The 12,384-nt window shown below is 73.3% G+C and carries 10 protein-coding genes; 3 read left to right on the top strand and 7 right to left on the bottom strand.

The features are described 5' to 3' along the window. Positions 1-274: 274 nt before the first annotated feature. The 7 genes from H305_RS0118530 to H305_RS46380 form a co-directional block, all read right to left on the bottom strand. Positions 275-1,051, bottom strand: a complete 777-nt coding sequence (locus H305_RS0118530; protein WP_028801690.1) for a class F sortase — start codon at positions 1,049-1,051, stop codon at positions 275-277. Continuing rightward, positions 1,038-1,712, bottom strand: coding sequence for a hypothetical protein (locus tag H305_RS0118535; protein WP_028801691.1), 675 nt, complete (start codon positions 1,710-1,712; stop codon positions 1,038-1,040). Before H305_RS0118535 ends, H305_RS0118530 begins: the two co-directional genes overlap by 14 nt. A gap of 101 nt (positions 1,713-1,813) precedes the next feature. Beyond that, positions 1,814-3,058 (bottom strand): MFS transporter, encoded by a 1,245-nt coding sequence (locus H305_RS0118540; protein ID WP_028801692.1) that lies wholly within the window; start codon positions 3,056-3,058, stop codon positions 1,814-1,816. Next, on the bottom strand, positions 3,058-4,461 hold the full coding sequence (locus tag H305_RS0118545; protein WP_028801693.1) for a CitMHS family transporter: 1,404 nt from the start codon (positions 4,459-4,461) through the stop codon (positions 3,058-3,060). Before H305_RS0118545 ends, H305_RS0118540 begins: the two co-directional genes overlap by 1 nt. Before the next feature lie 121 nt (positions 4,462-4,582). Further along, positions 4,583-6,841 carry a molybdopterin oxidoreductase family protein gene (locus tag H305_RS0118550; protein ID WP_028801694.1) on the bottom strand — a complete coding sequence of 753 codons (2,259 nt, stop codon included), beginning with the start codon at positions 6,839-6,841 and terminating at the stop codon, positions 4,583-4,585. Positions 6,842-7,263: 422 nt separating this feature from the next. Next, positions 7,264-7,881 carry a TetR/AcrR family transcriptional regulator gene (locus H305_RS0118555; RefSeq protein ID WP_028801695.1) on the bottom strand — a complete coding sequence of 206 codons (618 nt, stop codon included), beginning with the start codon at positions 7,879-7,881 and terminating at the stop codon, positions 7,264-7,266. Positions 7,882-7,985: 104 nt separating this feature from the next. Further along, complete coding sequence (locus H305_RS46380) at positions 7,986-8,711, bottom strand: nuclear transport factor 2 family protein (protein ID WP_234020946.1); 726 nt, start codon at positions 8,709-8,711, stop codon at positions 7,986-7,988. A 200-nt stretch (positions 8,712-8,911) separates the two neighbouring features. Between H305_RS46380 and hmgA the strand changes: the two genes are divergently transcribed. Genes hmgA through H305_RS0118575 form a run of 3 tightly spaced genes read left to right on the top strand, consistent with a single transcriptional unit; the run spans position 8,912 to position 12,311 of the window. After that, on the top strand, positions 8,912-10,252 hold the full coding sequence (hmgA, locus tag H305_RS0118565) for a homogentisate 1,2-dioxygenase (RefSeq protein WP_028801696.1): 1,341 nt from the start codon (positions 8,912-8,914) through the stop codon (positions 10,250-10,252). Between the two features lie 49 nt (positions 10,253-10,301). Beyond that, positions 10,302-11,051: a GntR family transcriptional regulator gene (locus H305_RS0118570; protein ID WP_028801697.1), complete on the top strand. Its 750-nt coding sequence runs from the start codon at positions 10,302-10,304 to the stop codon at positions 11,049-11,051. Positions 11,052-11,093: 42 nt separating this feature from the next. Then, a complete protein-coding gene (locus H305_RS0118575) occupies positions 11,094-12,311 on the top strand; it encodes a type ISP restriction/modification enzyme (RefSeq protein WP_028801698.1) in 1,218 nt (405 codons plus the stop codon). The last annotated feature ends 73 nt before the right edge of the window (positions 12,312-12,384 follow it).

The raw sequence follows: 12,384 nt of genomic DNA on the forward strand, positions 1-12,384 counted from the left end.
GTTAACGGACCGCGCACGCCCGGGGGAAGACATCCGGCGGGATCGGACCATCCGGTTCTGCGCGGGCGTAAACGGACGATCAGATACCGGCGGACGCAGGTGCCCCGCCCGGTCCTGGCACCGGCACGTCGGGCACCCGAGCGCCGGGTACCGGACCGTCCGGCTCCCGGCCGTCGAGCGCCGGACGCCCGGCCCCTCGGGCACGGCCCGGGCGGGGCGACGGACCGGTGTGCGGCGCCCCGCCCGGCGGGACAGGCCGGTGCGGCGGGCGCCCTCACGGGGTGCGGGCTCGCCCCCGTGTCTCCGTGAGGTGAGCGAAGACCACGATGTTGCCGGCGTAGCCCTTCCTGCGGTCGTAGACACCACCGCAGGTGATCAGACGCAGCTCGGGGCGCTTCCTTTCGCCGTACACCTCCTCGTCGGGGAAGCGTGCCTTCTCGTACGTCTTCACGGCGTCCACCGTGTAGACGGCGACCCGTCCGTCGGCGCGCCGGGCCTCGATCTGCCGGCCGACCGGCAGCCGCCCGAGCGCCGCGAAGACGGCGGGTCCCGTCCTGGTGTCGCGGTGCCCGACGACGACGGCCGTGCCCCGCTCGCCCGGCGTGGCTCCGCCCGCGTACCAGCCGACCACCTTCGCGTCGTCCACGGGCGGCACCGTCAGGTGCCGCTCGCTGTCGAGCCGGACGGCGACGGCCGGGGCCGCCAGCCGGAAGTACGGGATCTCGATCCCCGTCGCACGCGAGCGCGGGAGCGGTCTCGGCGGCCGGGCCGGCCGGGCGGGAGCGGTCCGGCCGGCCCGTGCGCCGCGCGTCCCGGCGCCGGGCCGCTGCGCGTCGGCCCGGTCCGCACGTCCCGCGTCCCTCCCGGGCCCCGTGGCGGCGGCCGGGCCGGGGGACTCGGCCACGGCCACCGTCCCGGACCCCGTCGGCTCGCCGCTCCCCGCCCACCGGACGGCGCCCGCCACCAGTACGGTGGCGAGCACGGCGGTCCGCGTCAGACGGTAGACGCGCGTCCGGTACCAGGGCCTCCGGGAGCGCCTACGCCGCACCATCGGTACGCCGGCGCAGCCTGAGGTAAACGACTCCCCCGGTCACGACCAGACCCACGGCCGCCGCGCCGGCGACCGGCGAGAAGTCCTGGGTGCGCGCGAGGCCGCCGCCGCCCGCGGCAGGTCCGCCGTTCGGTCCGCCGTCGAGTCCGCCCGGTCCGGCGCCGGGACCGCCCTGTCCGCCCGTGCCGGCGCCCGGAACTGTCGCCGTCGGGCTGAGGGGCGCGCCGGCACAGTCCACCTTGAAGACCTTGTGCTTGCCCGCGCCGTTGCCGCCCGCGATCGCCCAGGTCAGCTTGTACTGGCCGGTGGGCAGCACCAGGTCGGCGGTCCGGCCGTGGCCGGACGCGGGGAGGGCGAGTGTGCCCGAGAGGACGGAGCCGTCGACCACGGGGGGCTGGGCCGCGATCGACCAGCTCACGGACTGGCTCGCGTCGAAGTCGGAGGCGTCCAGGTAGAGCCCGCACACCTTCTGGTCGCGGACGGAAGTGGTCGTGCGGTGGACCGTGACGTCGCCGCTGTCGCCGGGAGCGGCGAACGCGGCCGGGGTCCCCAGAACAGCGGCGCCCGCGGCCGTGAGCGCCGCCAGGGCGACGGCGGCGCCCGCGCGTGCGGCGGCGGTGCGCGACGGCGCCGGCCGGAACGACAGAGGCGAGGTGGGCATGCACATCCTCCAAGTCAAATGATTGTCATACAAATCAGACGTTCATCTGACTCTCTTTCACATCCGTCCGGAGAAGAGCGGCAACACCGCCCCGCACCCCGTCAGATATCGCTCTTGCGGCGCAACAGCACCCCCGTCCGGGCTCCCCCGGCACGCACCCGGCCGGGCTTGGCCGGCGAACGCAGCGCGATCCCCGAGGACAGCAGCAACAGCGCGCCGAGCATCACGAACGGTGCGGCCGCGCCCGCGACTCCGGCCACCAGCCCCGCCGCGGCGGGCGCCGCCACCTGCCCCAGCCGGTTGCCCGTCAGCCGCAGCGCGAGCGCCGTGGAGCGGGCGCCGTCGGGGGCCGCCTGCACCACCGTCGTCATGGACAGCGGCTGACCGACCCCGAGGCAGAAGCCCAGGACGGCGAGCACCGCGGCCAGCGCCCACACCGGCAGCGGCAACGCGATGCCGGCGCACAGGACGGCCGCCGACAGACAGGTCACCGTGAGGAGCTGCGCGCGCCCCAGCACCCGCAGCAGGGGGGTCAGCACCAGACGGCAGGCGATGGTGGCCGCCGCGCGCAGGCTCAGCAACAGCCCCACCACGGACGGCGCGATCCCCCGGTGCTCGCCGACCACGGGGAGGTACGCCGTGAGGATGTCGGTGGCGGACAGCACGGCGAGGCTGACGAGGATGCCCGCGGGCACGCCCCTGGTACGCAGGATGCGCCCCACGGGGACCCGATCGCCCACCGCGACCGGCGACTCGACCGCCGTACGGTGCTCGATGCGCCACAGCGAGGTGAGCGCGGCCGCCGCGAGCACACCCGCGACGAGCAGCGCGAGCGCACTGGTGACCGCCATGTCGGGGCCGCCGATCAGGGCGCCCGCCGCGACCGGCCCGACGAGCTGGCCGAGCGAGGCCCCGATGGTGAAGTGTCCGAAATTGCGGTCCTGTTCGTGCGCGGCGGACTGGCGGGCGACGAGCGACTGTGCGCCGATCACGAAGCAGAGGTGGCCGAGTCCCATCACCCCGCTCCAGACCGCCATCGACCACAGGGTGCCGGCGACGCCGCTCAGCGCGCAGCCGCCGGACATGAGGACGACGCCCAGCGGCAGCAGCGGCGCGCACCGGCCGTGGTCGGTACGGCGGCCGAGCGGCACCGCGGCGAAGAGGGGCAGCAGCGCGTACACACCGGCGATCACGCCGATCGCGCGCTCGTCCGCACCCAGCGCGAGGGCCCGGTAGGAGACGGCGGGCCGGGCCATCGACACCGCCGCCTGCGCGAAGCCGAAGGCGATGACGAGGCGCAGCAGCCAGCCCCTGCCGGGCCGCTCGCGAGATGGGGCGTCGGGCATCAGATGATGCCGAAGAGGATTCCGGCGCCGAGCACCACCAGTGAGATGAGCGCCGCCCACTTCACCACGAACCGCGTGTGGTCGCCGAACTCGACCTTGGCCATGCCGACCAGGACGTACACGGCGGGCACCAGCGGGCTCGACATGTGCAGCGGCTGGCCGACGATCGATGCACGGGCGATCTCCAGGGAGGAGACGCCGTGCGCGTGTCCGGCCTCGGCGAGGACCGGGAGGATGCCGAAGTAGAAGCCGTCGTTGGACATGAAGTAAGTGAGCGGGATGCTCAGGACGCCGGTGACGAAGGCCATGTGCGGGCCCATGCCGTCGGGGATGTTGCCGACGAGCCAGCCCGCCATGTGGTCGACCATGCCGGTGCCCTGGAGGACGCCGGTGAACACGGCGGCGGCGAAGACCATGCCGGAGACGTTGAGGACGTTCCCGGCGTGGGCGCCGAGGCGGGCCTTCTGGTCGGGCATGTGGGGGAAGTTGACGGTGAGCGCGAGCGCGGCACCGAGCAGGAAGAGCACCGGGATCGGCAGCCACTCCATGATCATGGCGGTGAGGAGGGTGACCGTGAGGAGCGCGTTGAACCAGTAGAGCCTGGGGCGCAGGGTTGCGCGTTCGGGGTCGAGTCCCTTGAACGCGTCGTCCTCGCCGGTCGGGCCGGCGTCCGCGTCGGTTCCGGAACCGGCCCCACCGGTGCGCACGGGCCTGCCGGCGTCACCGCCGCCCGCCGCGATGAGCACCGTCTCGGCCTCCTGCGGCTCCAGCACCTCGTCGAGGGTGAGCACGCCGAGCCGCTTGCGCTCGCGGCGGCCGAGGACGTAGGAGAGGGCCAGGACGCCGAGCAGGCCGACGGCGAGCGCGGGGATCATCGGCACGAAGATGTCGGACGCGTCCACCTTGAGCGCGGTGGCGGCGCGGGCGGTCGGGCCGCCCCAGGGCAGCGTGTTCATCACGCCGTTGGCCATGGCGGCGACGCCGGTCATCACGACGAGACTCATCTTCAGCCGCTTGTACAGCGGGTACATCGCCGAGACCGTGATCATGAAGGTGGTCGAGCCGTCGCCGTCCAGCGACACGATCGCGGCGAGGACCGCGGTGCCGACGACGATGCGCAGCGGATCGGCCTTGCAGAACTTGAGGATCCCCCGGACGATCGGGTCGAAGAGGCCGACGTCGATCATCACACCGAAGTAGACGATCGCGAACATCAGCATCGCCGCCGTGGGGGCGAGATCGGTGACGCCGTCGATGACGTAGTCACCGAGCTCGGCGCCCTTGCCGACGAAGACACAGAAGAGTGCCGGGATCAGCACGAGCGCCGCGATCGGCGACATCTTCTTCAGCATGATCAGGACCAGGAAGGTCGCGATCATGGTGAAGCCGAGGATGGTCAGCATGAGTGGATACCTAACGTTCGCCCTTGAACATCCCACCGGGCAGGCGGTGCGACGACGTTAGGTCCCGTCAAACGGCGTTAACAAGACGTTGACACGCGAGCAATAAGCGCAAAACTCCAGGTCACAACGTTGCGGTGAGCTCGACCGGTACTCCGTTGAGGACCGCGTTGCCCGACAGCGGGTCGAGCAGGCTGCCGTCGAGGAGCTGGTTGACGTTGACTCCGGGGGCGGCGGAGGCATGCCGCGTGCGGGTGCCGGGGCGGTCGTGGCCCCAGCCGTGCGGCAGGCTCACCACGCCCGGCCTGACGCCGTCGGTGACCTCGGCCGGGGCGACCACCTCTCCCCCGGCGCCCTTCACCCGTACGTCCGCTCCGTCGCGCACGCCGAGGCGTTCCGCGTCCTCGGGGTGGATGTGCAGGGTGCAGCGGTTGGTTCCGCCGGTGAGTGCGGGCACGTTGTGCATCCAGCTGTTGTTGGAGCGCAGGTGGCGGCGGCCGATCAGGACGAGCCCGTCGGGGCGCTGTGCCAGCGCCTCCCGCAGGCGAGGCAGATCGTCCGCGAGGGGCTGCGGCAGCAGCTCGACCTTGCCGCTCCTGGTCTTCAGCGGCTGCGGCAGGCGCGGTTCCAGCGGGCCGAGGTCGATGCCGTGCGGGTGCGCGAGCAGCTGTTGCAGGGTCAGCCCGTCGGGCCGTACGCCGAAGCCGTCGCCGTAGGGGCCGAGGCGCAGCATCATGTCGAGCCGCCGCTCGGGGCCGGTGTCCCCGGTGAGTTGTGCGGCGAGTTCGCGCGGGTCCCGGCCGTGCACGGGCGAGTGCTCCTCGCGGACCGCCTTGCCGAGGGTCTGGTCGATCACCATCGTGTCGACGGCGGACGGATCCGCGCCGTGCATGCCGGTGGCGGCAAGGATCAGCCGGGCCAGGATCTCCGACTCGGCCATCCGGCCGGGCTCCAGGGGGACGGCGGGGCGGGTGTAGCGGACCTGGTTGCGTACGGCGAGGGTGTTGAAGGCGAAGTCGTGGTGCGGGCTCTGGGAGGGCGGCGGCGGGGGCAGGACGACGTGGGCGTGGCGCGAGGTCTCGTTCAGGTACGGGTCGACGCTGACCATGAAGTCCAGCGAGTCCAGGGCCTTGTCGAGCCGCGCGCCGTCGGGGGCCGAGAGCACGGGGTTGGCGGCCACGACGACGAGCGCGCGGACCGGCTCGCCCTCGGCGGTGGCGGTGTCGATCTCCTCGGCGAGTGCGGAGAGCGGCAGTTCGCCCTTCGCCTCGGGATGCCGGCGCACGCGCGAGTGCCAGCGGCCGAGCGCGAAGCCGCGGCCGGGGCCCGCGGGCCGGGGCGACTTGTCGGTGGCGGCCTGCGGGAAGAGGGCGCCGCCGGGGCGGTCGAGGTTTCCGGTGAGGATGTTGAGGACGTCCACGAGCCAGCTGGCGAGCGTGCCGTGCGGGACGGTGCAGCTGCCGATGCGCGCGTACACGGCGGCTCTCGGGGCCGCGGCGAGTTCGCGGGCCAGGGCCCGGATGGTGTCCGCGTCCACGTCGCAGGCTCCGGCGACCGCCTCCGGGTCGAAGCCGGCCAGCTCGGCGCGCAGTTCGGCGACGTCCCGGACGTGCGGCGCGAGGTCTCCCAGGTCGACGAGGTCCTCCTCGAAGAGGACCTGTGTCATCGCCGCGAGCAGCAGCGCGTCGGTGCCGGGCCGGATCGCGATGTGCCGGTCGGCGAGCCGTGCGGTACGGGTGCGGCGCGGGTCGATCACCGTGAGGGTGCCGCCGCGGGCCTTGAGCGCCTTGAGTCTGCCGGGGAAGTCGGGCGCGGTGCACAGGCTCCCGTTGGATTCCAGCGGGTTGGCCCCTATGAGGAGCAGGTGGTCCGTGTGGTCCAGGTCGGGCACGGGGATCGCGTTGGCGTCGCCGAACAGGAGCCCGCTGGAGACGTGCTTGGGCATCTGGTCGACCGTGGAGGCGGTGAACAGGCTGCGGGTGCGCAGGGCGGCGAGCAGCACGGGCGGGTAGAGGGCGCCGGCCATGGTGTGCACGTTGGGATTGCCGAGGACGATGCCGACCGCGTTCGGGCCGTGCCGCTCGGCGACGGGGCGCAGCCCCGCGGCCACGGCGTCGAAGGCCTCCTCCCAGGTGGCCTCGCGCAGCTCGCCGTCCTTGCGGACGAGGGGCGTGCGCAGCCGGTCCGGGTCGCCGTCGACCGCGCCGAAGGAGGCGCCCTTGGGGCAGATGAATCCCTTGCTGAACACGTCGTCGCGGTCACCGCGGGCACTGGTGACGCGGCTCCCCTCGACGGTGAGGGTCAGCCCGCAGGTGGCCTCGCACAGGGGGCAGATCCGCAGGGCGGTGCGGGCGTCGGAAGTGGTGCCGGAGGTGCGGGACACGGGTCCTCCCGGAGGGCTGTGGCGTCGGTGGCACACGAACTGGGGCCTGAGCATACCGACCGGTATGCATGGAGGGGAGGGCTGCCGGGGACCCGGTCGGAAATTCACCGGCCGTTCGGCACGACCGCGGACCCCGCACGCCTTACGTACGCCGCCCCGCACGGACGTCGTACGCCCACCCGCGCGACCCCGGCCGAGCGGTCACGGGCCCGTAGGCCGTACGCCCTCCTACGTCGCACGCCCGCCCGGCACAGGACCGTCGCGCCACAGGACCGTCGGCAAGATGCCGGACCGCCCGCGCGCCGTACCGCACGCCCGCATGCCCGCACGGGCGACGTCCACGCGCCTTGCCGGATCCACACGGCCGACGCCCGCGCGTGCCTCCCCGAGCGCGGGTGGGCGCCCGCCCACGCTCGTGCGGTTCAGTCGAGGACCCTGGCCAGGTACGCGCGCAGCAGCTCCCGGGTCTCCTCGATGATCCGCTCGTCCCCGTCCGGAAAGACCCGGAAGGCGAGGTGCACCAGGGTGTCGGCCGTCTCGACCGCGATCAGGAAGGTGCGGCGCAGATCTTCGTCAGGGGTGCGTCCGAGGTAGCCGGAGAGCAGGTCGGTGAGACGGTCGGCGACACGGGTGTTGGGCTCGGAGTAGCGGGAGCCGACGGGGATCTGGTTGCCGAAGTCGACGAGGGTGAAGCCGGGCGCGGTGCGCTTCATGGCCAGGTACTCGTCGAGCACGGCGTCCATGGCCGTACGCCAGCCGTCGCCCTCGGCCGCCGCCAGGCGCGCCGTCACGCGCTCGGTGTAGCGCTCCAGATTGCGCTGGGCGAGGGCGTCGGCCATGGCGCGCTTGTTGCCGAAGAAGCGGTAGACGGAGCCGATGGGCACGCCGGCCCGCTGGGCCACGGCCCGGGTGCTCAGGCCGTCGTAGCCGACCTCGTCGAGGAGGTCGGCGCAGGCGTCGAGGATTCTGGTCAGTCGTTCGGCGCTGCGCCGCTGTACGGGCGCTCTGCGCAGCGAGGTCGCATGGGGCACGGGCTTCATGATGCCTTTCCGCCGGGATCCGGTGAACCTCCCGTATCAGTACGGCCCTCGATGCGGTGGGCACTCATCTTCTCGGCGGAGCCGGGTACGACGGCGCGCGGGACTCATGCGGCGGACGTGAGACGTGCGCCGCGCGGGATCCAGCCCGCCCCGGTGAACCCGTATGCGTACGGGGAGCTGTCGGCGGTCACGGCCCCGTAGGCGCGCGCGGCCCCGGCAGCGGGCGTGGATCCGGTCGCCGAGGCGGACCCGGGCCCGGGCGCGGACAGCGACCCGCCGGTGGCCGTGTCCGTGGACCGGCCGGTCGGCGTGGCCCCCGCGTCGCCCGGCGCCCCCGATTCCGAGGCCGTGAGGTCGGCGGTGCTCTCGACGGGCTTGCCGCGGACGGCCCACACGGTGCCGTCGTCGGCGTACAGACGCGCGGTGACGTGATGGGTGCCGCGCGGGACGAGCCGCCCGGCGAGGTGGTACTCGGCGCCGCGGAGCCGGGCGATGGTCCGGCCGTCGACATAGAGGTGGGCGATGCCGCGCCGGGCCGCCGGGACGGGGCGCGTACCGGCGGGCGAGAAACGGAAGTTGCGGACCTTCAGGGTCACGTCCCAGCCGTCGTCGGAGTCCGGCTGGACCTCGATCGCGACATACGGCGCCCCCTCCTTGTCCACCTCGCGGTAGTTCCGGCCCTCTTCGTCCGTCTCGTCCAGCACCTTGCCCACGGGCGAGACCGACGGTCCGTCCTCCCGCTCGTGCGCGTCTCCGGAGCCGCAGCCCGACGGCCCGCCCAGCAGAGCGCAGACCGCGAGCGCGGCAAGCAGTCCGCGCGTCCTCGACATGCCTGGAGCGTAGAACACGGGTCCGACAGCCGGATCCCCCTGGAGTCGGGTTCTCGCACGGCTCAGCGGCCCCTGAGGACTACGTCGGTGCGCCGACCGGACCGGGGCCGGCCGACGGAGGTTGGCCGGAGTGGACCTCTTGCGCACGGAATCCGCGAATCCTACGGTGATGCATAGGAATCAGGCGCAAGGGAGCGATCATGAGCGGGGACGCCAGGAAAAGGGCCGAGGGGCTGACCTACCTCTCCGGTTTCGGCAACGAACACAGCTCGGAGGCGGTGCCCGGGGCCCTGCCGCACGGCCGCAACTCGCCGCAGCGGGCGCCGCTCGGGCTGTACGCGGAGCAGTTGAGCGGTACGGCGTTCACCGAGCCCAGGGCGCACAACCGGCGCTCCTGGCTGTACCGGATCCGGCCGTCGGCCGCGCACCCGGCGTTCACCCGCACGGACAACGGAGCGCTGCGCACGGCCCCCTTCACGGAGACCGCGCCCGACCCGAACCGCCTGCGCTGGAACCCGCTGCCGGAACCCGCCGAGGGCACCGACTTCCTCGCGGGCCTGTGGACGCTCGGCGGCAACGGCGACGCGACACAGCGCACCGGCATGGCGGTGCACCTGTATCACGCCAACTCCTCGATGGAGCGGGTGTTCAGCGACGCCGACGGCGAGCTGCTGATCGTGCCCGAGCGCGGCGGGCTGCTGCTGCACACCGAGTTCGGGCTGCTGCACGCGGAGCCGGGCCATGTCGCGCTGATCCCCCGCGGCGTGCGCTTCCGCGTGGAACTGCTGGACACCGCGCCCGACGGCGGGGCGAGCCCGGCGGCCCGCGGCTATGTGTGCGAGAACTACGGGGCTCCTTTCCAGCTGCCCGACCTGGGCCCGATCGGTGCCAACGGCCTGGCCAACGCACGCGACTTCTTCGCGCCGGTCGCCGCCTACGAGGACGTCGAGGGCCCGGTCGAGGTGGTGAACAAGTTCTGCGGCAACCTGTGGACCGCGACGTACGACCACTCGCCGCTCGACGTGGTCGCCTGGCACGGCAACCACCTGCCGTACGTCTACGACCTGCGCCGTTTCAATGTGATCGGCACCATCAGCTACGACCACCCGGACCCGTCGATCTTCACCGTGCTGACCTCCCCCTCGGACACCCCGGGTCTGGCCGGGGTCGACTTCGTCGTCTTCGCGCCGCGCTGGCTGGTCGGCGAGGACACCTTCCGGCCGCCGTACTTCCACCGGAACGTGATGAGCGAGTACATGGGGCTCATCGAGGGCGCGTACGACGCGAAGGCGGAGGGCTTCGTGCCGGGTGGTGGTTCGCTGCACAACATGATGTCGGCGCACGGTCCCGACCGGGAGACCTTCGACCGGGCGACCGCCGCGGAGCTGCGTCCGCACAAGATCGACGACGGGCTGGCGTTCATGTTCGAGACCCGCTGGCCGGTGACCGCGACGGCACAGGCGGCGCGGGCGGAGCACCTGCAACAGGCCTACGACGACGCGTGGCGGGGCCTCCAGCGGCACTTCCGTCCGACGGACTGAGATTCACCACCCGTTGCATTCGACGCCCGCGACCGGTACGGATACCCTCGTGACCTCCTTCGCCCCGGACTCGATCGTCCTGAACCGCAAGCTGCCGCTCTGGTATCAGGTGTCGCAGTCCCTGCGCGCGTCGATACTCGGCCGCTCGCCCCAGGACCCGCTGCGCCTGCCCACCGAGGAGCAGCTGGCGGGCCACTACGGCGTGAGCGTGCTGACCATGCGGCAGGCGCTCAAGGAGCTGGAGGACGAGGGTCTCATCACCCGCCATCGCCGGCGGGGCACGTTCATCGAGCCGAGCGCTCAGCGGGGCGCACCGGTGCGGCTGCTCGGCTCGGTGGACGCGATCGTGGCGCAGCAGTCGGGCATGACGACGCGGCTGCTCGACCACGGACCGGTGCCGGTGTCCGCCGAACTCGCCGAGTACTTCCCGGATCTGGCCGAGGTGGGCACGTACCACCGGCTGCGCAGCGACGAGAAGACGGGCGAGCCGACGAACCACGCGCGCAACTACGTGCGTCCCGAGCTGGCCGCGCTGATCGACCCGGAGGATCTGGTGCGCTGGCCCATGACCAAGGTGCTCCGGGACGTCGTGGGGGTGCGCATCAGCCGGATCACCGACACGGTGGAGGCGCGACTCGCGGACCCGGAGACGGCGCGGCTGCTCCAGGTGCCGCTACTGAGCCCCATCCTGCACTACACGGGCATCGTGCACGGCGAGGACGGCCGTGCCCTGGACGTGGCCCGCATCCACTACCGCGGTGACCGGTTCTCCTTCACCGTCACCCTCGACGCCCACTGACGCATGCCGCACGAAGGCGGCGGCCGGCGGCCACGTCGTACGATGCCGGGCGTGACGCACGACGACGCCCCGCTGCTCGCGGACCTCATGCCGTGGTCCGTCGCACCGCCGAGGCTGGGCCGGGGGTGGCCGACGGCCCCCGACGCGGCGTCCCTGAAGGCGCGGTGGGACGCCCTGCTGAAGGCGGAAGGCCCGGACCGCGAGGCGCTGTTCGGGCCGACGCGCTCGCGCACGACGCGGTCGGCCGTGGGCCAGCTGCCGGGGCAGTCGACCGGGACGGGCCGGCTGGCCCGCGAGTCGGGTCCGTGCCCGGAGCCGGTGCGCGTGGTGCACGGCCCCTTCGACGAGCAGTGGCTGATCCCGGACCACCGGCTGATCGACGCGGCACGGCCCGAGTTGTGGCGGGTGGCCGACGCACGGCAGGTGTTCGCGGTCGAGCAGCCCGCCGGGTCCGACCCGGCCGGGCCCGTGCTGCTCGTCTCGTCGGCGCCGCCGGTCGTCCCACCGCCCGCGAAGGCGGTCCCGGGCCGGACGCCGGCGCCCCGCTCCGGTCGCGTCCGCCCGCTGTACCGGAGGCCCGGCGGCCTGGAACCGAACCTGGCGCCCGGCCTGCTGGACCATCTCGGCACCCGGCTGGGCCACTCCCCCGAGCCCATGGACTTCCTCGCCTGGACGGTGGCCGTCGCGCGGTCCGGCCTGGACGGACCGGTGGTCCCGCTCACCGCGGACCCCCAGGAGTGGGCGTCCGGAGTCGAGTTGGGCCGTCGGCTGCTGTGGCTGATGCGCCGCGACGGAGAGCGCCCCAAACTCCCCGGCGGCCGTCGCCCTTATGTGCGCGCCCCGTTGCCCGCCCACCCCGTCGCGCTGCGCTACGACCGTGACGAGGAGGCCCTGCTGCTGGACGAGGGCCGGATCTCTCCGGTGCCCCCGCAGGCCTGGGACTTCGAGTCGGGCGGAGTCCGCGTGCTGGAGCAGTGGTTCGCGGCCAGGACGGCGGTGGCGGAGCCGGGCACCCTCGAAGCGGTGCGGCCCGCCGGCTGGCCGCAGGCCTGGACGTCCGAGCTGCTGGAACTCGTCACGGTGCTCACCCTCCTGACCGAACTCCGGCCGCAACAGCGGGACCTGACCGTCCGGGCGCCCGTCACCGCGGGCGGGCTGCGCACGGCGGGCGTCCTTCCGGTGCCGGACGCGGCCCGCAGGCCCGCCTCCGTCCTCGACCACCACGAAGAAGGCCCGGAAGGCCAGTTCGCCCTGATCTAGCGCACCGGGCGCGCGGCCGCCGCGGGGTCCGCCCCGAGCGGGCGCACCGGACACGCGGCCCGCGCGGGAGTCA

The sequence above is a fragment of the Streptomyces sp. 142MFCol3.1 genome, assembly GCF_000424945.1.
GTDB lineage: Bacteria > Actinomycetota > Actinomycetes > Streptomycetales > Streptomycetaceae > Streptomyces > Streptomyces siamensis.